Below are 22306 nucleotides of genomic sequence, written 5' to 3'. Positions count from 1 at the left end.
TTTTGCAGTCAACGGACCGGCTTGGTACCGACGGTCCGTGCGGCGATTTCGAGCATTTGTTCCCGGAGTTCGAGCACCTGCACGCGATCGGCGTCGGTGAGCGGATGAAGGGCGGCGCCGTCGAGCTTCGGCGGTTCGGACGCGGTGGACAGGTCGGGAAACAGCTGTCCGGAAACCCGGGCGAACGTGTCGAGACCGCCGAGATCGGCCGTACCGAGCGGCCCGATCGCCATCCAGCGCGGAGCCAGCCCGGCACTGACGGCCAGGTCGATGTCGACCGCGTCGGCCACGCCGTTTTCCAGCAGGGACAAGCATTCCCGGAACACGGCGAACTGGATCCGGTTCCAGACGAAGCCGTTCACCTCGGCGTTGACCCGGATCGGATGTTTCCCGATCGACTCGACGAAAGCGCAGCCCGCGTCCAGCGTCCCGGCCGAGGTCGCGGCGCCACCTGCGACCTCGACGAGACAGGTCCGGTCGGCCGGATTGAGGAAGTGCAGCCCCAGGAACCGGTCCGGCCGCTCGAGTGCCGAGGACAGCTCGGTCAGGGACAGACTCGACGTGTTCGTGGCGACCAGCATCTCCGGCCCGCCCAGCTCGCCGACGCGCCGGAGCACGTCCATTTTGACCTCGACGTCCTCCACGATCGTCTCGATCACCAGGTCGGCCGCACCGATGGTCGACCCATCGAGCGGACCGCTTTCCACCGGCCGCCCGGCCCGCGCCGCCGTTTGCCGGGCCTTTTCCTCGGTGCGACCCACGACCGTGGTGGGGTGCGCACCCCCGGCAGCCGCAGCGGCAATCCCGGCCGCCATCCGACCCGTACCAAGGACGACGACGCGCATGTTCCACCTCCGGTCGGATTCCCGGGAGTGGGTGGTGCGCCCGGGTTTGAAAAAGGGTTTTTGCAACCGTGTGGAGGGAGGTTAGGCACCCTGCGGCACGGTGTCAACCGCACGGGAGTGGCCCGGCCTTCCGCCGCGCATGCTGGGAGCGGGGGGGAGACCGCTGCGGCGACCGTTACGTGCGCAGCGAACCGGCGAGACCGTCCGCCGCGACCGTGACGCGGGCGGCAAGCGAGCAAAACCACCCCGCCGCAACCCACACCAGCGCGGCGAACCCGCGAGACCGCCTGCCGGGACCGTTACGTGCGCAGCGCACCCGTGACACCACCTGCCGCAACCCTGACGCGGGCGGCAAGCCAGCAAAACCACCGCTGCAACCCTCATCACGCACGCGTCGAACCCGCAAACCACCCGCCGCAACCCTCGCAAGCGCGGCGAACCCGCGAGACCACCCCCGCGACCCTCACCACCGCGGCGAACCCGCAAAACCACCCGCCGCAACCCACACAGCGAGACCACCCCCGCGACCCTCACAAGCGCGGCAAACCGCAAAACCACCCGCCGCAACCCACACAGCGAGACCGCCGCCGCAACCCTCACAAGCGCGGCAACCCGCAAACCCACCCGCCGCAACCCTCACACCGGGCGAGCCCCGCAACCCCCTCCCGCGATCCCTCCTAGCCCGCCGCACCGGTGAGGCAATGCTGAACCACCGGACCGAAGCGGGACACCAGCTCCTCCACCGAAGCGGACGCAAGCGGCTCGACGCGGGCGATGTACCGCGCCACCGCAAGACCAAGGATCTGCACGTTCACCAGGCCCGCCCGCCATTCGGCGTCTGGCGTGGCGATCAGGGTGGCCAGGCGGCCGGTGATTTCCCGTTCGATGAACTCGCGGAGCAGCGTCGCGGATTCGTCGTGCGTGGTCGCCGAGCGGGTCAGCGTGACGAGTGGGGCGCGGTCGGAGGCGTCGAGGTTCGACACGAGCGTCCGGACCAGGCGCTCCCCCAGGGTGTCCAGACTGCCGGCGAAGAGGGCGTCGATGGCCGGCGGTACTGCGGTGGACATGTCGACTGCCTCGGCGAACAGGCCCTGTTTGGTGCCGAAGAAGTAGAACACCATCGCCGGATCGACCTCGGCCTCGGCGGCGACCGCGCGCACCGTGGTGCCGCCGTAGCCGTGCTCGCGGAAGAGCGCGCGGGCGGCGTCCAGGATTCGCTGTTTGCTCTCCGCACCGGACCGCCAGCGGCCGGGGCGACCTGCGGATGATGTCGTCTTCGCCATGGTCCGGGGAAGTCTAGCCGACTTTCTTCACCAGCCGGTGGAGAACCGCGGTACAGTGAACTTCATCAGCCGATGAAGAAAAGGGGGCACCTGATGAAGGTGATCATTGCGGGGGCCGGGCTCGGCGGGTTGACGCTGGCACAGGGGCTGCGGAAGGCCGGGATCGACGTCACGGTCTACGAGCGCGACGGGCCACACGGGCGGCGGCAGGGCATCAGCCTGCACGTCGACGACCGTGGCCGCACGGCGTTGCGCGCATGCCTGCCGCCGGGGCATGCGGCGATGGCCGAGGCGACCATGGGCGGGCCGCGGGAGCAGGCCCAGGTGATGTCCGAAGTGGACGGACGGCTGGCCGTCACGGGAGCCGGCCCGCGGGCCCGGCCGGGCAGGCAGGCGCACCGGCCGCTGCTGCGGGAAATACTCCTGACTGGGCTGGACGACGTCGTGCACTTCGACAAAGAACTCACGCAATTCGAGAATCGGGAAGGCGGCGTCCGGGTGCATTTCGCCGACGGCACCACCGACTACGCCGACGTGCTGGTCGGCGCGGACGGCGTCGGCTCGGCCGTCCGGCGGCAGCGGCTGCCCGACGTGCACGTGATCGACACCGGCAAACGCATGCTGATGGGCGCGGCGCCGCTGAGCGCGGTCGAAAGTACCGGGCTGCCAGAACTGATCGGCCACAACGCGACCAGCGTGCAGGTCCGCGGGAAGACGATGGCGCTCGGCCTGCTGCGCTTCACCGAATCACCTGCGGCAGCACGGGAACGGTGGCTGCCCGCGTGCGCGATGACCGACGTCGAGGATTACCTGATGTGGGCGATCCCGACCACTCAAGACCGGCTCGGCGAGGCCGCCGCGGGTCTGCCGCCGGTCCTGCAGACGGTGGTCGACAGCGCCTGGCCGGACACCACGGTCGCGCTGCGGATCGGGATCATCCCGCCAATGCCCGCGTGGCCGCCGACGCCCGTGACCCTCCTCGGCGACGCCATCCACCTCGCCCCCGGCTTCGGCGGCAACCTGGCGATGCGCGACGCACTGCACCTCCGGGACGCCCTGGTCCGAGCCGAAAGGGGCGAGCAGGAATTGCACACCGCAATCGGCGATTACGAGGAAGCGTTACGCCGCACCAGTTTTCCCGAAATGGCGAGCGCATGACCTTCTCGGTATTGACTCGCAGATCCCTGTCCCTTTTCGATGCCGTCGGCGGCTGGCGCACGGTCGCCGAAGCCGTCGCTTCCCGGATCGTTTTCCTGCTCGCTTACCTGCTGACCGGCCAGGTACTGACTTCAGCGCTGATCGCGGTCGGCGCAGTGGCGGTCCTCGCCGTGATCCGGGTGTGGACCGAACGAAAATTCTGGTCGGCAGCGATCGGACTCGGCGTGGTGGGGTTGTCGGCAGTGCTGGCCGGAAGCACCGGCCGCGCAGTGGATTTCTACCTGACCGCCGTGCTCATGCAGTCCGGCGGAGCGGTGCTGCTCCTGTTGTCGATCGCCGTAGGTTGGCCAGCCGTCGGCTTGGCAATTGGCGCAGCACGCGGCGAACGCTTCAGCTGGCGGCGAGACCCCGTGCGGCGACGGCAATACCGGATCTGCACAGCATTCTTCGCCGTGAAATCCACGGTTGCGGCGCTGATTCTGGTACCCCTGTATCTCACCGAACAAGCCACCGCGCTGGGCATCACCGCAACAATTCTCGGCGGGGCTCCCGCGGCGGGGGTGTGTGCGTATCTTTCCTGGCGAGTTCTCCGGAAAGCCCCGCCGCGCAGCCGGACCGGCTTCGCGCCGTAGCCCGGTTCCCTACGGCGCGGGATACGCGTCGACCAGTTCCCGCTGCGTGAACAGCGTCCCGGCGCGGACCACCGATTCGGTGCGTACCAAGGTGGAGAAATCGGTGAACGGGTCGCCGTCGATGATCGTGAGATCCGCGTACTTGCCCGGGGTCACCGTGCCGAGGTCCTGGTCCAGGCCGAAGAGGCGGGCGGGCAGGACGGTCGCGGTACGCAAGGTTTCCGCCGGGGACAACCCGCATTGATGGAGGCCCCGCAACGCCAGGTGCAGGTGGAGTCCGATGCTCGCGTTCGGCTGGTCCGAGCCCAGCGCCACCAGCCCGCCCGCCGACAGCAGCCGCAGGTAGATCTCCATTTCCGTGCGGAGCGCGGTCAGCTGACCCGGCGTCGGTGGCGCGGCGGCGGCCTTCCGCAGCAGGGCCGCATCCGATGGCGGCATCAGCCGCGTGATCCGCGGGTCCTTCGCCAGCGCCGGATCGGCACCCACGAGCGGCCCGGCCGAAAACGGCGTGGCGACCAGGTGGAAGGCCCCGCTCGTATAGATCTCGGTGACGTCCTGGGCGGCCCGGCCGGTCGCCGACGTCACGTGCCCGTACTCGGCCCGCTGCGTCGCCTGCAGATGCGCCGTCAGGTCCTGGCCGACGGCGAACCCGGGCGCGAGCACGTGACTGCCCACCCGGACGCCGAGTTCCTCGTGCGCGATCCGGGTCGCCTCGGCCATCACCGAAGCCGATGCGCGGACGTAGGTCTTCACGAAGTCCCAGTCCAGCGCGCGGCCACGGGCCAGAGTCCGCCGCACGCCCTCGATCGTGGTGTGGGCGCGGGAATTGCTGTACGGCGCAGCGCGGCTGCCGTCCACGAGCTCACCGGTGGTCAGCAACCGGGGACCCACCAGCTCACCGGACGCGATCGCCTCGCGCAACCGGGCGGTTTCGTAGGCGGCATAACCGAACGACACCGTGGTCGTGACGCCATAGGCGAGCTGGAGCGCGGATTGCCGGGCGCCGTAGGTGTACGGCGTCGGATGCGTATGCGCGTCCCACAGCCCCGGGACGACGGTGCGGGCCGACGCGTCCACCTTCACCTTCGCGGACCGTCCGGCGCGATGTGGCTCCACCGCGGCGATCCGGCCGCCGCGCAGCATGATGTCGACGTCCTCGAGCACCTCCGTACCCGTTCCGTCCCAAAGCTGTCCGGCGTGCACCACGGTGTCGGGCGGGGTCGGCCGCCGGTAGTCCAGTGGCATCGGCACCGTGCGGATCCGGCCGCTGGATACGTCGAAGAGACGCAGTTTTCCGTTTGACAGATAGAGAAGCTGCCGTCCGTCCGCCGACCACGACGGGTGGTCGGCCGGTTCGCCGCTCACCTGCCGCAGTGGTCCGGCCGGGGTGCCGTCGGCGCGGATCGGCAGCAGGCACAGCGCCGACTCCACCACGACCGCGAAGTGCCTGCCGTCGGGTGACCACACCGGCCCGCAGTCGCCGCGGTCGGACACCGAACGGTCCGGCGCCACCGGATGCAGGCGGGTCGAGCCGTCGTGCGTGTCGACGATCCGGAGCACGTTGTAGCCCTCGCGGAACCGCAGGTTCGTGCGCGTGAAGTCGCACAGCGCAAGGTAGCGGCCGTCCGGCGACCAGCTCGGCCGGCCGGGCGTACCACCGGCGGCCAGCGTGCCGACCGTCGATTCCGCACCGGTGGCCAGGTCGAGAATCTTCAGGTCGGCAGCCATGTCGAAGCTCGCCAGCCGTTTCCCGTCGGGCGAAAGTGCGCCGAGGATCCGGCCGCCGGACGCCAGCACGGTTTCCTTGCCGTCGGTGATCTCGCGACGGCGCACCGCAAAGCTGCCGTCCCGGTCGTCGGCATACACCAGCGCGCGTCCGTCGGGGCTCCAGGTGGGACCCAGCAGGTAGCGGCTGGGGCCGGTCTGCAGGATTCGCCGAGGCGGGCGTCCACCCGCGAGGTCGCCCAGCCACAAGGAGTTCAGGGCCGCGAACGCAACGTGGCGACCGTCGGGCGACAGCGCGGGCAGGTGGATGGCGCGCACCGGATGGACCCCGCCGACCGCGAGGTCGTACTGCTTGGTCCGGTACCGCGGCGGCCGGACCGGCAGCTCGGCGCGAAAGGCGATCTCCTCCCCCGCCGCGCCGGAGAGGGACACGATCCGGAACTTGCCGTCCACGGTGAGCAGCAGCCGGTCGTCGCCGACCCATCGCGGCGGCACCGGCGCCACGTCACCGGGGACCGGCACCGGCTGCCCTTCGACGACGAGCGTGCACGACGAGCTGATCCGCAGGTACGCCAGCTTCCCGCCGGGGCTCACCGCCGGGACCAGCACCTGCGCTTTCTCGAGCGGCTCCGCGTGTGCCACGGCAACCGGCCCGCGACCGTCGGCACTCACCGACGCGATGGTGCGCGGATCCCAGGCAATCGAACCCTGGTGCCCGGCCGGCGCGATGGCCTTGGCCCGGACGAAAAGCACCCGTTTGCCGTCCGGGGACCACGTCGGGTCGAAATCCTCCCACGTACCGTCCTGCAGTGGCCCGCTCTGGTTCGCGCCGCCGGTCAGCCGGGTGAGCCGGCCGGTCGCGGGCTCGACCACCCAGATCCGGTACGAGCTGCCCAGTTCCAGGCCGGCACTGCGATCGGAAGCGAACGCGATCCGGGTGCCGTCCGGCGACCACGCGGGGCCCCGGTCGTCGCCGGAGCCGCCGGTGACCTGCGTCAGGCCGGAACCGTCCGGCCGCAGGGTCCAGAGGTGGAAGGTCCCGCCCCGGTAGGCGGACACCGCGACCGACCGGCCGTCCGGCGAGAAGACCGGCCGGGTCGGCTCGAGATCGGGCGCGCAGAGCTGTCGCGCCCGCCCGCCGCCACGCGGGACCGACCACAGGATTCCCTGGATCTCGGCCACCAGCTGACCGGAGGCCGACCGGGTGGCCGCGCCGTTGGTCGCGGCGGTGAAGGAAAGCATCGCCGGATCGGCCGCGGCGATGCCGGGCCAGGACGCGGTTCCGGCCACGACGGCGGAACCCGCGGCCGCGTGCAGAAACCGGCGGCGCGAGAAATCGGGGTCACGCATGGGTTTCTCCTGGATTCCGGTCACACGGTGAGCAGTTTTCCCTTGGTTTCCGGGAGGAAAGCCAGTGACAGCAAGGCGATCAGGTATCCGGCGGCGGCGAAGGCCATGGCTCCGCCGAGACCGACCGTCGCCGACAGGTAGCCGATCAGTGCCGGGAAGAATGCGCCCATCGCACGGCCGAAGTTGTAGCAGAATCCTTGTCCGGCACCGCGGCAGGAAACCGGGTACAGCTCGGCGAGATACGAGCCGAAGCCCGCGAAAATGCCGGACGAGAAGAATCCGAGTGGCGCCCCGATGAGAAGCAGTACCAGGTTGTTTCCGGTCGGGATGGCGAGATAGGCGAGAATGAGCGCCGCACTGCCGATCGAGAAGATCGCGAACGTCGGCCGTCGGCCGAGCCGGTCGTTGACGCTGCCCGCGACCAGGCTGCCGATGACCCCGGAAACGATCACCACGGCGAGGTAGCTGCCGGTGCCGACCGCGGTCAGGTGCCGCGTTTGCTTGAGGTAGGCGGGAAGCCAGGTGAAAATCGCGTAGTTCCCGCCCTGTACCCCGGTGGCCAGCAGCGCGGCGAATATCGTGATCCGCAAGGTACCCGGCCGGAAGATGTCGAAGAAAGGCGAGCGGGGGCGCTCCTCGGAGCGCTGCTTCGCGACCGACGACGGTTCCGGCACGCGGCGGCGGATGTAGAGCACCAGTGCCGCGGGAGCAATGCCGATGCAGAACATCACCCGCCATCCGACATCGGCCGGAAGAATGCTGAACAAGAAGCTGTACAGCAAAACCGCGGTACCCCAGCCCACATTCCAGAACGCGGCCACCGCACCGAGAATGCGGCCCCGGTAAACCGGATTGCACAATTCGCTGATCAGCAGCGCACCGGCGGCCCATTCCCCGCCGAAACCGATGCCGAGCAGGACGCGGAACACCATCAGCGTCGGATAGTTCGGGGCGAGCCCGCAGAGGAACGTGAAGAGGGAATACAACCCGACGGCGAGCATCAGGGTGCGGACCCGGCCGATCCGGTCGGCGATCACCCCGGCACCCGCGCCGCCGATCGCCGACGCCACCAGGGTCGCGGTCGCGGCCCATCCGGCTTCGGCGCCGCTCAGGCCGAATTCCGCCACGATCGCGGTGAGCGCGAGCGGGAAGATCATGTAGGTGAACGAATCGAGTCCCCAGCCGAGCGCGCTGGAAATGAAGGCCGGTTTCGCCGGGCCCTGAAGCGATCGGTACCAGCCGCCCCGCACGGGCACCGCGGGTACGCCGGTCTCTGTCTTTTCGGACATAGCCACACCTCGTCGTGTTCGCTATTCGGGGGAATTTCTCACCGCTGCGAATCGGGTACCGTCACGCAGCGTCCGTTGCCGTGTTCGGATTCGTCCACCGTTCCGTCGAAGACCTGCCTGCCGCGGGCGAAGGTCATCACCGGCCAGCCGCGCAGTTTCCAGCCCTCCCACAGGCAGGTCCCGTTTCCGTCGTGCCGCACCTCGCGTTCCTCGTCGAGATCGACCACCACGAAGTCGGCGTCGGAGCCGACCTGCAGAGCTCCCTTTTTCGGATAGAGCCCGAACTGCCGGGCCGGGGTGTAGGAGTTCATCCGCACCAGTTCGGAAAGCGGGAGCCCGCGTTCGTGCACCGCGTGGTGCAGCATCAGCGGCAGTTCCCAGGCGAACGACACCACGCCCGGCTTCTCCGCCCACACGTCACCGCCGTTCTTGCGGAACGGGACGTGGTCGGTGCCGATCGTGCCGATCTGCCCGGCGAGCAAGGCTTTCCACAGTCCGGCCCGCTGGCCGGCGTCCCGCAGCGGCGGCGAAATCTTCGCCGTGGCATCGAGATCCTCGTCGTAACCGGTCCGCGTCAGGTAATGCGGGCAGGTTTCGACCGTGACATCCACCCCGCGAGCCCGTGCCGCGGCGGCAATTCCGGGACCGGCGGCGACCGAGGTGTGCACGATGTAGAGCGGGCATCCGGTCAGCTCCGCCAGCCGGATCACCGCGTGGATCGCGGTCTCCTCCACGAACGGCGGCCGGGATTCGGTGTAGGCGGCGAGGTCGGTCCGGCCGGTCGCCTTCATCTCGTCTTTCAGCATTCCGGCGAGGGCGGTGTTCTCGCAATGCACCGAAACGACGCCACGCGGCAGCTTGGCCGCCGCCCGCATGGCCCCGAACACCCAGTCGTCCGGCGAGGAATTGATCCCGATCGGGTTGCCCGGTTCGTATCCCATGTGACATTTGAACGACTGCACCCCGGTGACCTCGGCGATCTCCGGGATTTCCGCGATGTGCTCGGGCCGCTGGATGCCGAAATGGAACCCGAAATCGATCATCGACTGTGCCTCGCCGCGCGCCCGGCGTTCACGGTAGAAATCCACGTAGCCGGGTTTCGGATTACGGGCGTAAAGCAGCACCGTGGTGACCCCGCCCCGCGCTGCGGCCGCGGTTTCGGTGCGCATGTCGCTGTCGTAGTCGTAATCCACGCCGAGGTGACAATGCGGGTCGACCACCCCGGGCAGCAGCACCCGGCCTTCGAGGTCGATTTCCCTTGCCCCACGGGGTAACTGGTCGTCGGCGCCGACTGCGGCAATGCGTCCGCCGGACACCGCGAGCCCACCCCGGAACTCGCCGGTGTGTGTCACCACGCGGCCACCTCGGACCACCAGGTCAGCGGGCATCAGTACGCTCCTTTTCGATCTCGGCGATCCGGCGTTCGATGCCCGACCATTGACTGCGCCCCACGGTGATCGGCGCCCTGCGGCCGAGTCCACGGGCCCAGATCGCCCGGTGCCCGAGCCGTCCGGCCGCCGCCAGATCGATGCCGCCGGGCGGGGCGGCGAGGTCCATCACCAGGCCGCGCGGCATCAGCGCGAGCGTTTCCTCGGTCACCACGCTGCTGGGTACGGTGGAAAACAGCATCGACAATCCCGGAACCCGCTGCGGCAGCTCGTCCAATGCCCGTCCGACGGCGCCCGAAGCCAGCGCGTCCGCACGTTGCACCGGATTGCGGGCGAACACCTGCACTCGCGCGCCGAGCAAGACCAGCGTACGAGCCAAAAGCCGCCCGATATTGCCGTGCCCGACCACTCCGATGTCCGCATTGTGCAAGGTGATCTCGGTGTTCTCGATGGCGATTTTCAGGGCGCCTTCGACAATCGCCGGGCCACGCAGCAACATCAGCTCGGTGTCGTGCTCGTACTCCACCAGCGAAACTCCGGCGGCCTGGGCGGCAGCGCTGAGCTTCGCGTCCGGCATGCCGAGGATGATCGACGCGCCTGCCCGCAAGTGACTGAGCAGCGCGCCATCCGGGTAGATGGGCTGCGGCGCGACGGGCGCGAACAAGGCGCCGTCAGCCGTGATGCCGGGAATCGGGAACAGCGCGTAACCGGCGCCGGACATGGCTTCGGCCGCCGAACCGGCGTGCGTAACCCCATCGATTCCGTTCTCCGGCCACGGAAATCCGTACCCGCGCACGGTGGCTCCGGTCGCGGCAGCACAGCGGGCGATTTCCTGCTCGCGTTCGTCTCCACCGACAATGGCGATGGTCCGTCCGGTCAGTTCCATTCAGCTCTCACGTCCCCGCACCAGATCGAGTACTCCCGCCAAGTCGAGACCCGCAATTCCGAGCCGCTGTGCATCGAGACCAGGCCCGAGTCCGGCCGCCGCACTGCCGAGCGCCAAGAGCGATCCGGCGATCGGCGTCGGCACCCCGGCGACCTCCGCAAGCGACACCAGCGGCTGCACACCGAACGGAAGGTCCTCGGCGTAATAGCGGTGCCGCAGCGAATCCGGCGCGGCAATGCGCTGGTTCGCCACCCCGCCGCGAATTGCGGCCATCGTGTCGCCTGCCCGCGCGGCCTCGGCGTCCACCGTGCCGATCGCGGTCATTTCCTCCAGCAGCGACGGCATCTCGTGCCCGAATGCCTTCGCGACCGCGAGCCGCTCCCGGTCCAGCTCGTCGATCACCCTGGCCACCCCCGGGGTGACGCCGTCGACGTAGAACGGGAACCCGCCGCCGGTCGCCTCCACCCAGGACAGGCCCAGTACCGCGCCCGGCGGATGCAGCACGAGGTTCACGTCGGCCAGGCTGGAAAACAGCACGTCCGGCGCCGCCGAGGCACCCGGGAACAACCGCAGCGCCCAGTCCAGCGCCGCCTCCCCGCCGGGCAGGCATCCCGCCCACACGCGACCCGCGCGCCCGCTGACGTCGAGTACACCGTCCCGCACCCGCGCCACGTAGGTCAGGGTGGAGAACTCGGCCAGCCGCGGTGGTTTCACGCCGTGCGCGGCGAAAACCGCGCGAGCATGCAGCGCTCCGCCGGTGTGCCCGGGGTTGAGCACCAAGGTGCCGACGCCACCGAGCCGCGCCAGGTCACCGAACAGTGCGCCGTGTACGACGCTCGGCAGGCAGACCACGGTGACGTCGGCGCCGTTCAGCGCGGCGGCGAGATCGCCGGTGACTGCCGAAGGCCGCACCTCACCCTCGCCGAGCAGCCCCCGGTACCGGACGACCCCGTCGCGAACCGAACGGGCCAGCGTCGCCGTACTGCGGTTCCAGAGCCGGACCTCGTGTCCCGCCGCGATCAGCTCGACGGTGGCGGCCAGCCCGCCGCCACCTGCGCCGAGGACCGCGACGGCCGTCATCGGCCGGTCCGGTACTGCTCGATCTTGTCCCGGTCCACGGTGATGCCGAGGCCCGGTCCGTCCGGCACGAGCACCTGCCCGTCGGCGAAGCCGAACGGCTCGGTGATCAGGTCGTCGGTGTAGTACACGCCCGCGATGGCCGGACCGCCGCTGCCGGCGGGCTGCGACACCGGGCAGACGCTCGGCAGGGTCGCGATCCGCAGCGCCGCGCCGAGGTGCAGGTTGGCCGCGTTGCCGATGCCGGTCTCGATGGAGCCGCCGATGTCGCAGATCATCCCGAGCTGCTCGGCGACCTCGGCCTGCTGCCGGGCCCGGTACAGCCCGCCGGGTTTTGTCACATAGCACGAGAAACTGGCTGCCGCGTCGAGCCGGTCCAGCTCCAGGATGTCGTGCACGGTCCACGCCGACTCGTCGGCCATCACCGGGCTGGTGATCCGCTTCGCGACCCGGGACAAGGCCACCGCACCCGCCAGCGGCTGTTCGCACAACAGGAGGTCGAACTCCTCCTGCCGCCGCGTGACCGCAACCGCTTCGGCAACCGAGGCGTACCCTTCGTTGCCGTCGACGCGAATCCGGACGTCCGGCCCGAGTTCCTCGCGCAGCATCCGGACCAGCGCAACATCGCGTTCCGGGTCGAGACCGGTCTTGCACTTGATGGTGCGGGCACCTTCGGCGACGGCTTCGCGCGCCTCCTCGATGCACCGGTCCAGCTCCATGATCCCCAGCGAATGCGCGACCTCGATGCCCCCGCGATGCCGCCCGCCGAGCAGGTCGGACGCCGAGACGCCGAGAGCCTTGCCTGCCGCGTCGTAGCAGGCGATGTCGACGGCCGCCTTGGCGTACGGATTTCCCTTGACCGCCTTGTCCATCAGCGCGTGGACCACGCCGATTTCCAGCGGGTCCATCCCGGTGATCGCCGGCCGGAGATGGTCGGTGACCAGGTGCGCCACGGTTTCCGGGGTCTCGCCGTAGTACTTGCCGTGCGCGCCGCCCCAGGTCGCGCCCGCCGGTGCCTCGCCCCAGCCGGTGATGCCCTCGTCGGTGGACAGCTCCACGATCGCGTGGTGCCCGATCGGGGTGGTCATCTTCGACGCCCAGTTGTGCTCCCGCCGCGCAGGCAGCCGGACCAGGTGGACGGTGAGGTCGGTGATCTTCATGCGGTCCTCCCGGGCTCGACGAGCTCGATCTCGTTCCCGTCCGGATCGGCGACGTACACCGTGTGCCCATACGGGCCCGGACCGGGTCCACGGACGATCCGGTACCCGGCAGCCGTCGCGCGCTCGGCCAGCCCGTCGACATCCCGCGCGGTGAAACACAGGTGCTGCAACACCCCGGACGCGCCGGTGCCGCCTTCGGTCAGGCCGAGGCCCTGGTCGGTGACCACGAGTTTGCGGCCGTCACGGAAATCCTCGCGCTTGCGCACGGTGAACCCGAGCACGTCGGTGTAGAACGCGACCGAAGCGTCGAGGTCTTTCGTCTCCAGCAGCAGGTGGTGCACGCCGATCGCGGCGGGCTGACACGCCCTCTCGAGCCAGCTGTGCACTTCCTCGGTGGTGGCCAGCTGCGCCAGGTACTGCTGCCACACGGCGTGCGCGGTGTCCGTCCACTGCGGACGGACGGCCCCGATCGCGTCGGTGACCGCCACCGCGTCGTAATCGCGCAAATAGGCCTCGCGCAAAGTGGTTTCCACGCACGCATTCGCGGTGAGCCCGACGACGAAAAGGACTCGGGTACCCAGCATGCCGAGCAGCGCGTCGAGCCGGGTTTCGTAAAAGGCGCCGTACCGATGTTTGGTGACGACCATCGTCGGATCGGTGATCAAATCGGCCAGCTCGTCGACAATCGCGGCATCCCAGGTTCCGTTGAGCGCAGAAACCCGCACGCGTTTCTGGGTATGCGACGGAAGCACTTTCCGCGCCCGGCTGGCGTCGTTGTCGAGGTGGACCTGCTGGGTCCACACCACCGGCAGCCCGGCGTCCCGGAAAGCCTCGACGAGGCCGCGGACCGGCGCGATGGTCGCCCTGGCCGCTTCCATCGGCACCCCGGATAGGCCCAAAGTGCCTTCCTCGTGGCAAAACGCGTTCTGCATGTCGATGACCAGCAGCGCGGCCCGCTCGGGCGGGATCAGGTCGAGAGTGCTCATCCGTCGGTCCTGTCGATTCCGAGAACCCCGGCGCGCGCCCAGTTCTCTTTCGGATATTCCTGCACGGCCACGTGTAAGGCGTCCGGATTCGCATCCGCGTGCTCGACCATCGCGTCGGTGATCGCTTTGGTCAGTTTCCGTTTCTGCTCGACCGTGCGGCCTTCCCACAGATGTACGACGACAAAAGGCACTTTTTCTTCCTCACTGCAGTGGTTTTCAAGCGGCAATGCGGGTGAGCACGTCGGTGTCGGTGACGTCGGAAAGCAACCGGCAGCCGTCTCCGGTGATCGCGACCATGTCCTTGATCTGCATGCCGAACCCGTGCCCGCTGCGGTACACGAGCGGTTCGATGCCGAGCACCATCCCGGGTTCCAGCACCTGCTCGTCCTGCGCGCCGAGGTACGGCCGCTCGTGCAGGTGCACCCCGATGCCGTGCCCGACGAAGCCGATCGGCGGCATCCCGAGCTCGTCGAAGGTCTTGCGGAACGTACGGTACACCTGCGCGGTGGGTACCCCCGGCCGGAGCTCTTCGAGCACGAGATGCTTGCAGCGCACCAGGTTCCGGTAGATCCGCTCGGCATGCGGCGGCGGCTCGCCGACCACCGCGGTGCGGCACACGCCAGCCTGGTACCCGTTGATCACCGGGAAGATCTCGACCCGGCACACGTCCCCGGCCTTCAGCGACCGCTCCGACGGCCCCACGTTCGGCAGCTCGCTGCGGTCGCCGGTGGCCACGATCATCAGCTTGAACTGCTCGGCCCCCTGCTCGTAGACCGAGCGGGTGAGCGCCGCCGCGAGATCCATTTCCGTACTGCCCGCCGCGACCGACGCGAAGGCCTCGCCGATCGCCCGGTCCGAGATCCGCGACAACCGGGCCAGCAGCTCGATTTCCGCCGCGGTTTTGCGTTGCCGGGCGCGTTCCAGCAGGCCATCGGCCGCAACCGGCGTCAACCCGGGTGCGGCGGCGAGCAGTTTGGCGTGGTCCGCGACGGACAGATAGCTCAGCTCGATGCCGACCTTCTCGTGCGCGACCCCCAGGTCGCGCAGCAGCCCGGCCAGCGTGGTCATCGCCTCGCCGCCGAACTCCGGCCACACCGCCACCTCGGCGTCCGGCAGCGCGCGCCGCACAGTGTTTTCCTCCATGTCCACGCACAGCATCGCCGTGCGGCCATCGGCGGTGACCACGAAAGCGGCGTGCCGCCACCGCATCAGCGACTGGGACGGCACGGCGAAACCGGCCGCATAGGCGACGGTCTCGGGCGACAGGCACACGACGGCGGCCAGACCGGCGTCTCGGGTGTGCCTGCGCAACGTTGCGACAACTTCGTCGGGCACGAAACCCTCCCTTGCAACTGGTAGGACAACCGATATCCTATGGGAGTCGATGCTGGTTGGGAAGAGGGAGCGACATGCGGACGCTGATCCGGAACCTGGGTTTCGCCATGACCGTGGACGCGCAGGACCGCGTCCTGACCGACGCCGCGGTCCTCGTCGAGGACGACCGCATCGCCGACGTCGGCACCACCGGCGAAGTCCGGGCCCGCCTCGGGCAGCAGCAGGTGGACCGCGAAATCGACGGCAGCCGGTACGGCCTGCTGCCGGGATTCGTGGACGCACACGTCCATCTCTCGGAGACCCTGAGCCGCGCGGTTTTCCCGGACGTACTGGCCACCCGGGCCTGGGTTTTTCACTGGGCCAAGCCGTTCTACGCGCACGTCGGACGCAGTGACGAGGAGGTCAGCGTGCGGCTCGGTGCCGCGGAAATGCTGCGTTCGGGTACCACGTGCTTCCTCGACATGGGCGCACAAAACGACGCCGGGCTCACCGCGCGGGCCGCCGCGGACCTCGGCATCCGCGGCATCGTCGGCAGGCATGCGGCCGACCGCAAACCAGCCGACATCCCGCCCGGCTGGTCGGCCGAGATGGTCGAGCACCACTTCTTCCCCGGCCACGCCGAAGCACTGGCCGCGCTCGAAGACTCGGTCCGGCAGTGGAACGGGTACGCCGGCGGCCGGATCCGGTGCTGGGTGAACATCGAAGGCAAGGAGCCGTGCAGTCTCGAACTGCACCTCGGCGCGCGGGAACTCGCGAAGCGGCTCGGCGTCGGGACGACCTACCACATTGCGTCGTCCATCGAGGAATCCCAAGTCAGCGAAAAGAAATACGGCCGATGGCCGGTGACCCGGATCGCGGAGAACGGCGGTCTCGGCGACAATCTGGTGCTCGCGCACGCCGTCGCGCTGACCGATCCGGAGGTCGCGGCGCTGGCCGAGCACGGGACGTCGGTCGCGTTCTGCCCGTCCACCTCGCTCAAGCTCGCGAAGGGCGCGACCTGCATCGGCAAGTACCCGGAAATGGTGCGTGCCGGGGTCACCGTCGGGCTCGGCACGGACGGCGTTTCCGCGGCGGGGAACCTCAATCTGCACCGGCAGATCCACCTCGCCGCCGGGCTGTTCAAGGACGCCCGGATGGACCCGGCGGTGCTCGGCGCGCGGGAGGCGGTGCGGATGGCGACCATCGACGGCGCCCGTGCACTCGGCTGGGACGACGAGATCGGGTCGCTGGAACCCGGGAAACAGGCGGATTTCGTGCTGTTCGACCTGGACCACCACGAGTGGACGCCCTTCGCTGACCCGCTGCAGGCAGTGGTGTGGTCGGCCAGCGCGGCGAGCATCGCGCAGACCTGGGTGGCGGGCCGGGCGCTGTTCGCCGACGGCCGGGTGACCACGGTGGACGAGGTCTCGCTGCGCAGCGAAGCCCGGCGCCGCGCGGCGGACATCGTGGCCCGCGCCGGGCTGACGGGTGCGGTGCCGACCAGCACGACGCTGTATGACTGATCGGGCGGTCATCCGCCACGCCGCAGGGGCGGTCCGGATCGCGGACGGGGTGATCGTCTCGGCCGGTCCGGAGCCGGCTGCCCGGCCGGGCGAGCAGGTGCACGACCTGACCGGGTACCTGCTCCTGCCCGCCCCGGCCGAGCCCCACGTGCATCTCGACAAAGCCCTGCTCGCCGGACGGATCCCCAACCCGGCCGGGGACCTGACCGGTGCCATCGGGGCGAGCCGCCGCGCCTACCGGACCATGACCGCGGACGACGTCGCGGAACGCGCCGGACGGGCGTTGCGCGAGGCGGCGGCGAACGGCTGCACTGCGGTCCGGAGTCACGTGAACTGCACGTCGGGCATCGGTACCACGGCACTGCGAGCGCTGGCCGAGGTCCGCCGGACGGCCCCGGTCACCGTGCAACTCGTTGCGCTGGCGGGATTTCCGTTCACCGGCCATGCACTGCACCGGCGACTCCTGCTCGACGCGATCGAGGCCGGGGCGGACGTCGTCGGCGGGGTTCCGGCCCTCGATCCCGATCCGCCCCGCGCCGTGCACGAACTCGCCCGCATCGCCGCGGACCACCATCTGCCGCTGGACCTCCACCTGGACGAGACCACCGATCCGGCGGTGCTGACGCTGCGTGAGTTCGCTTCCGCGGTACGCGAGCACGCGCTGGAGGGCCGCGCCACCGCGTCGCATTGCGTCAGCCTCGGACAGCAGGACGCATCGGCCCGCGCCGAGGTCGCGCATCTGCTGGCGGACGCCGGAATTGCCGTCGTCGTGCTGCCGCAGACCAATCTCGGGTTGCAGGGCCGGAATGCGCCGGGCCCGATACCGCGCGGCCTGACCGCCGTCGCCGAACTGCTGGCCGCAGGCGTGCCGGTGGCAGCGGGCGGCGACAACTGGCGGGACATGTTCAATCCGCTCGGCCGGATCGACCCGCTGGAGACCGCGGCGCTGATGGTCGCCGCCGCCCACCTCACCCCGGCGCAGGCGTACCACGCGGTCTCGGCTGCCTCCCGCCGGGTGATGGGGCTGCCCGAGGTCCGCCTTGCGCCCGGTTACCCGGCGGACTTGCTGGCCATTGCCGCGTCTTCGCCGGAGGAGGCAGTTGCGGCTGCGTCGCCGCAACGCGTCGTCTGGCGGGCCGGGAGGCGCATCGCCGCGACCAGGCTCGTCCGGGATGAGATGCACTGGACTGACATGAGACTTCCTACTGGTAACCTGGAGCCACCGCCGCGGCCTGCGGCAGGCAGACCGGGCAGTGCGGGACGGGGGTAACGGATGACCAGCGACGCCTTGCCGGGCAACAGTTTCAAAGCCATCGAGCGGGTCAGCCCCACGCAGCAGGTGCGGGCTCAGCTGCTGGCCGCGATCGAGAGCGGAGAGTACCCGCCGGGTGCGCCGCTGCCGTCGGAACGGGTGCTGCGGGAGACGTTCGGCGTCAGCCGGGTGAGCGTGCGGGAGGCGCTGGCCGGGCTGGAGGCGATGAAGCTGATCGTCATCCACCACGGCCGGGGCGCGTTCGTCCGGGAAGGCACCGACGCGGGCCCGTTCACCAAATACATCGAGCTGCACCGCGAAGAACTGGTCGAGCTGGCCCGGGTCCGCGGAGCGCTGGACGAACTCGCCGCCGAGGACGTGGCCCGCTCCGGCACTGCCGAAAGCCTCGCCGCCATCACCGAGGCGGCAACGGCCTTCGCCGACGCCGCCGAACGCGGTGACCTCGGCGAAGCGACCACCCGTGACCTCGCCTTCCACCTCACCATCGCCGATTCCTCGAACGGCAAACTGCTCCCCCGGCTGATCCACGAACTCAACGAAGCCCTCGCCGACTCCCGGGTGGCGACCTTCGCGCAAGCCGGACAACTCGAAGCGTCGATCCGGGAACACCGCGCCATCACCGACGCACTCGAAGCCCACGACCCGGCCGCCGCGCGCCGGGCTGTCCATCGGCACATGGCACGCATCACCAAATGGCTCGAGAACTCGGCAGGTCAGCCCAGCTGAAGCGGGTTCCCGGGCAGTTCCCGGGTGACTGCCCGCACCGGGGTTCTCGACCTCATCACCCGCCGTTGCGCCTCGATGCCCGGTCTGCAGGCCGGGCCGAGGTGATGTTTCGATGGCTTCATGACTTCCACGAGGCACGACGGAGACAGCTGGGATCTGGCGTCCAGTGTCGGCACCACCGCCACCATGGCCGCGGCGGCGCGGGCGATCGCGAGCCGCGCCGATCGGTCGCTCATCGACGACCCGTTTGCCGAACCGCTGGTCCGCGCGGTCGGCGTCGAGGTGCTCACCCGGCTCGCCAGCGGGGAAACCGAGCCCGGCGAGCTGGTCGAGCAGGTGTGGATCGACGTCGCCAAGGTGCGGACCAAGTTCTACGACGAGTTCTTCCTCGACGCGGCCGGCGCGGGCATCACGCAGGCCGTGATCCTGGCTTCCGGCCTCGATTCCCGCGCCTACCGGCTGGCCTGGCCTGCCGGGACCGTGGTGTACGAGCTCGACCAGCCGCAGGTCGTCGACTTCAAGACCCGCACCTTGGCCGAGCTGGGCGCGGAACCCACCGCCGAGCGCCGGGTGGCTGCCGCCGACCTGCGGGAGGACTGGCCGGCTGCGCTGCGGGCCGCCGGGTTCGACCCGGCCCGGCCGACCGCGTGGAGTGCCGAAGGCCTGCTGGGGTACCTGCCGCCCGAGGCACAGGATCGGCTGCTGGACACCATCACCGAGCTCAGCGCGCCGGGCAGCCGCGTCGCCACCGAAAGCAAGCCCAACCCGCGGCCCGGCGACGAGGAGCGGACGCAGGAGCGGCTCAACCGGATGTCCGAGCAATGGCAGTCGCACAGTTTCTCGCCCGACATGGCGCGGCTGCGGTACTACGGCGAGCGCAACGAGGCCGCCCCGTACCTGACCGGTCTCGGCTGGGCGCTGACCGGCGCCACGATCCGGGAACTGTTCGCCGCCAACGACCTCACGTCCCTGCAGGACGACGACATCCGCACCGGCGACATGCGCTACGTCAGCGGCACCCTCGGCTGATTGGACAGAAAGTCCAGATCTGGCTAACCTGTCCAGTATGGGTGAGCGGGAGGACGAGCATCTGCTCGGCGAGGCGGCCAAGATCGCCGTCGCGCTCGGGCGGATGTTCCCCGGGCTGTGCGAGATCGTGCTGCACGACCTGCGGAATCCGGACCACGCGATCCGGGTCATCGAAAACAACCTGTCCGGACGCCAGGTCGGCGATTCGGCCACCGAGCTCGGCCTGGCCCGCATCCAGGACCCCGATTACCCGAGTGTGCTCCAGAACTACGCCAACCGGTTCCCCGACGGGCGGCCCGCCAAGAGCACGTCGATCGGGATCAAGAACTCCGCCGGGGACTACATCGCCGCGCTGTGCCTGAACCTCGACGTTTCGACGCTCTCCCCGGTCACCCTCGCGCTGACCAACCTCGTCGCCACCGAAGACCGTGCCGCACCCCCGGAAACCCTGCGCGACCGGGGCAGGCGCGAGCTGCGGGAGGTCATCGAATCGGCCGCCGCCGACCGGTCCACCACCCCGCGTGCCCTGCCCCGCGAGGCCAAGCGGGACCTGGTCCAGCGGCTGCACGAAGACGGGTACTTCGATTCCCGCGGCGCCGCCCAGACCATCGCCGACCTGCTGGGCATTTCCCGCGCCAGCGTCTACTCGTACACGAAATGAGCGCCTTGCGTTACGTTCCGGAACACGAAACCGCGGCCGTCATCACCCACGAGCTGGCACTTGACGCCGCACGGAAAGCCTTTACCGCCACCGTCGATTCCGCCGCGCTCGGCTCGCTGGTCGCACACGGCTCCGACCCGCAGAACCGGTTCACCGTCAAACCCGCCGCCTCCGCCGAAGACGCCGGGGTCAAGATCGGCACTTACTGGCCCGGGAACGACGAGCACGGCCTGCCACGGCACCATTCCACGTTGCTGATCTTCGACCAGCACGTCGGGCGCATCGGTGCGGTGCTCGAGGTCGGTGCCGCCAATGCTTATCGCACTGCGGCCGCCGACGCGCTGGCCGTCGACCTGCTCGCCCGCCCGGACGCCCGTACCGTCGCCGTCTTCGGCACCGGTCATCAGGCCGGTTACGACGTGCGCGCGGTGGTGCGGGTCCGGCCGATCGAGCAGGTGCTGGTCGTCGGCCGCGATCCGGACCGGGCCGGGAAGTTCGCGGATTCCCTTGCCGGAGAAGGGATTCCCGCCCGGACTGCCACTGCCGGGGAAGGGGCGGCCGCGGACATCGTCATCACCGCGACCACCGCCGGGTCGGCCCTGTTCGACGCGGGCCGGGTCCGCCCGGGCGCCCACATTTCCGCCATGGGTGCGGACGGCCCGGGTAAACGCGAACTGCCCGCCGAGCTGCTCACCCGGGCCCGCCTTTTCTGCGACCTGACCGCGCAATCCCGCCAGTTCGGCGAACTGCAGCACGCGCCGGACGACGTTCCGCTCACCCAGCTCGGCGACGTACTCACCGGACGCGCCCCCGGCCGCCGTTCGCCGGAAGACATCACCGTCTTCGACAGCTCCGGCATCGGCCTGCAGGACCTCTACCTCGGCCTCGCCCTCCTCGACCGATTGGACGCCGCATGACGACGCTGGCCGACCCGGACACCCCGTTCGCGGTCGTGGACGCCGCCAAGGTCAAGCGCAACATCGCCCGGCTCGCCGCGCACGTCGACGGGCTCGGGGTGCCGCTGCGCCCGCACGTCAAGACCATCAAATCGGCCGAAATCGCCGCGCTGATCCACGACCGGGGCCCGATCACGGTGTCCACGCTCGCCGAGGCCGAAGCTTTCGCCGACGCCGGGTATGCCGACATCCTTTACGCCGTCGGGATCGATCCGCACAAACTGCCGCGAGTGGCCGCGCTCAAGCGCCGCGGAGTCACGCTGACGGTGCTGCTGGACAGCGTCGAACAGGCCCGCGCCGTCCGTGCCGCCGGTATCCCGGCCGTGATCGAGGTCGACTGCGACGGACACCGCGGCGGCGTAACCATCGATGACCCTGCGTTGGTGGAGATCGGCCGAATCTTGGGCGAAACCGGTGTCTTGGTGCATGCCGGTGAGTCCTACTTCGCCACCACACCGGATGCCCAGCACAAGGCAGCTGAGCACGAACGCGACGTCGCTGTCGCTGCGGCACAACGACTTCGTGCGGCTGGCGTGTCTGTGCACACCGTCAGCGTCGGGTCCACCCCCACCGCGCACGCGGCCACCGATCTCACCGGTGTCACCGAGGTCCGCGCTGGCAACTACGTGTTCTTCGACCTGGTCATGGCGGGGATCGGCGTGTGCCAGCTGGAAGATCTGGCGCTGTCCGTGGTGGTCACCGTGATCGGCCACCGCCCGGAACACGGCTGGATCATCATCGACGGCGGCTGGATGGCGCTGTCCCGCGACCTCGGCAACGGCCGGCAGGGCTACGGGCTGGTCGCCGACCTGTCCGGGGCCGTGCTCCCCGGCCTGGTCATGAGCGCTGCCAGCCAGGAACACGGCACCCTCACCGCCCGCGACGGCGTACCCCTTCCCGACCTGCCGATCGGCACCCGCCTGCGCATCCTGCCCAACCACGCCTGCGCCACCGCCGCCCAGCACACCGGGTACCACGTCGTCAACCACACCTCGACCGGAACGACGATCGACGCGCGGTGGCGCCGGATCAGTGGGTGGTGAGC

20 protein-coding genes are annotated in these 22306 nt (G+C 69.7%); 9 read left to right on the top strand and 11 right to left on the bottom strand.

Annotated elements, in window-relative coordinates:
• Positions 1 to 8: 8 nt before the first annotated feature.
• Complete coding sequence (locus OO71_RS08270) at positions 9 to 845, bottom strand: 3-hydroxyacyl-CoA dehydrogenase family protein (RefSeq protein ID WP_084144790.1); 837 nt, start codon at positions 843 to 845, stop codon at positions 9 to 11.
• 677 nt (positions 846 to 1522) lie between these two features.
• The gene (locus OO71_RS08265) at positions 1523 to 2128 is read right to left on the bottom strand and encodes a TetR/AcrR family transcriptional regulator (RefSeq protein ID WP_033289014.1); all 606 of its coding nucleotides are present in this window, start codon (positions 2126 to 2128) and stop codon (positions 1523 to 1525) included.
• Positions 2129 to 2221: 93 nt separating this feature from the next.
• Between OO71_RS08265 and OO71_RS08260 the strand changes: the two genes are divergently transcribed.
• A complete protein-coding gene (locus OO71_RS08260) occupies positions 2222 to 3286 on the top strand; it encodes an FAD-dependent oxidoreductase (RefSeq protein ID WP_033289013.1) in 1065 nt (354 codons plus the stop codon).
• A gap of 11 nt (positions 3287 to 3297) precedes the next feature.
• Positions 3298 to 3918 (top strand): DUF3159 domain-containing protein, encoded by a 621-nt coding sequence (locus tag OO71_RS08255; protein ID WP_245633597.1) that lies wholly within the window; start codon positions 3298 to 3300, stop codon positions 3916 to 3918.
• A 9-nt stretch (positions 3919 to 3927) separates the two neighbouring features.
• On the opposite strand, the gene OO71_RS08250 is transcribed toward OO71_RS08255, so the two are convergent.
• From OO71_RS08250 to OO71_RS08210, 9 genes are read right to left on the bottom strand one after another with little or no spacing between them, the layout of a single operon-like run.
• On the bottom strand, positions 3928 to 6993 hold the full coding sequence (locus OO71_RS08250) for an amidohydrolase family protein (RefSeq protein ID WP_084144812.1): 3066 nt from the start codon (positions 6991 to 6993) through the stop codon (positions 3928 to 3930).
• Between the two features lie 20 nt (positions 6994 to 7013).
• Positions 7014 to 8282: an MFS transporter gene (locus OO71_RS08245; RefSeq protein ID WP_051791282.1), complete on the bottom strand. Its 1269-nt coding sequence runs from the start codon at positions 8280 to 8282 to the stop codon at positions 7014 to 7016.
• A gap of 38 nt (positions 8283 to 8320) precedes the next feature.
• Entirely contained in the window at positions 8321 to 9670 is a 1350-nt protein-coding gene (locus OO71_RS08240; protein WP_033289012.1) for a dihydroorotase, read from the bottom strand.
• Positions 9660 to 10556 (bottom strand): dipicolinate synthase subunit DpsA, encoded by an 897-nt coding sequence (locus OO71_RS08235; protein ID WP_033289011.1) that lies wholly within the window; start codon positions 10554 to 10556, stop codon positions 9660 to 9662. Before OO71_RS08235 ends, OO71_RS08240 begins: the two co-directional genes overlap by 11 nt.
• Positions 10557 to 11636: an NAD/NADP octopine/nopaline dehydrogenase family protein gene (locus OO71_RS08230; protein ID WP_033289010.1), complete on the bottom strand. Its 1080-nt coding sequence runs from the start codon at positions 11634 to 11636 to the stop codon at positions 10557 to 10559.
• On the bottom strand, positions 11633 to 12793 hold the full coding sequence (locus tag OO71_RS08225; protein ID WP_033289009.1) for a mandelate racemase/muconate lactonizing enzyme family protein: 1161 nt from the start codon (positions 12791 to 12793) through the stop codon (positions 11633 to 11635). The genes OO71_RS08230 and OO71_RS08225 overlap by 4 nt, the downstream gene beginning before the upstream one ends.
• Complete coding sequence (locus OO71_RS08220; RefSeq protein WP_033289008.1) at positions 12790 to 13779, bottom strand: isochorismatase family protein; 990 nt, start codon at positions 13777 to 13779, stop codon at positions 12790 to 12792. The genes OO71_RS08225 and OO71_RS08220 overlap by 4 nt, the downstream gene beginning before the upstream one ends.
• Positions 13776 to 13970: a tautomerase family protein gene (locus OO71_RS08215; RefSeq protein ID WP_033289007.1), complete on the bottom strand. Its 195-nt coding sequence runs from the start codon at positions 13968 to 13970 to the stop codon at positions 13776 to 13778. Before OO71_RS08215 ends, OO71_RS08220 begins: the two co-directional genes overlap by 4 nt.
• Before the next feature lie 25 nt (positions 13971 to 13995).
• The gene (locus OO71_RS08210; RefSeq protein WP_051791280.1) at positions 13996 to 15114 is read right to left on the bottom strand and encodes a M24 family metallopeptidase; all 1119 of its coding nucleotides are present in this window, start codon (positions 15112 to 15114) and stop codon (positions 13996 to 13998) included.
• A 74-nt stretch (positions 15115 to 15188) separates the two neighbouring features.
• Here OO71_RS08210 and OO71_RS08205 point away from each other — a divergent pair, with 74 nt between their 5' ends.
• From OO71_RS08205 to OO71_RS08175, 7 genes are all read left to right on the top strand, one after another.
• On the top strand, positions 15189 to 16616 hold the full coding sequence (locus tag OO71_RS08205; RefSeq protein WP_033289006.1) for an amidohydrolase family protein: 1428 nt from the start codon (positions 15189 to 15191) through the stop codon (positions 16614 to 16616).
• Entirely contained in the window at positions 16609 to 17886 is a 1278-nt protein-coding gene (locus OO71_RS08200) for an amidohydrolase family protein (protein ID WP_051791279.1), read from the top strand. The genes OO71_RS08205 and OO71_RS08200 overlap by 8 nt, the downstream gene beginning before the upstream one ends.
• A 3-nt stretch (positions 17887 to 17889) precedes the next feature.
• Positions 17890 to 18615 (top strand): FadR/GntR family transcriptional regulator, encoded by a 726-nt coding sequence (locus OO71_RS08195; RefSeq protein WP_033289005.1) that lies wholly within the window; start codon positions 17890 to 17892, stop codon positions 18613 to 18615.
• 120 nt (positions 18616 to 18735) lie between these two features.
• On the top strand, positions 18736 to 19644 hold the full coding sequence (locus OO71_RS08190; protein ID WP_033289004.1) for an SAM-dependent methyltransferase: 909 nt from the start codon (positions 18736 to 18738) through the stop codon (positions 19642 to 19644).
• Between the two features lie 37 nt (positions 19645 to 19681).
• Complete coding sequence (locus tag OO71_RS08185) at positions 19682 to 20305, top strand: helix-turn-helix transcriptional regulator (RefSeq protein WP_051791276.1); 624 nt, start codon at positions 19682 to 19684, stop codon at positions 20303 to 20305.
• Entirely contained in the window at positions 20302 to 21222 is a 921-nt protein-coding gene (locus OO71_RS08180; protein WP_084144789.1) for an ornithine cyclodeaminase family protein, read from the top strand. Before OO71_RS08185 ends, OO71_RS08180 begins: the two co-directional genes overlap by 4 nt.
• Positions 21219 to 22304: an alanine racemase gene (locus tag OO71_RS08175; protein WP_033289002.1), complete on the top strand. Its 1086-nt coding sequence runs from the start codon at positions 21219 to 21221 to the stop codon at positions 22302 to 22304. The genes OO71_RS08180 and OO71_RS08175 overlap by 4 nt, the downstream gene beginning before the upstream one ends.
• The last annotated feature ends 2 nt before the right edge of the window (positions 22305 to 22306 follow it).

This window comes from Amycolatopsis jejuensis (genome assembly GCF_000717335.1).
Lineage (GTDB): Bacteria > Actinomycetota > Actinomycetes > Mycobacteriales > Pseudonocardiaceae > Amycolatopsis > Amycolatopsis jejuensis.
Note: the sequence above shows the minus strand (reverse complement) of the source record. Positions and strands in the feature narration are given on the sequence as shown.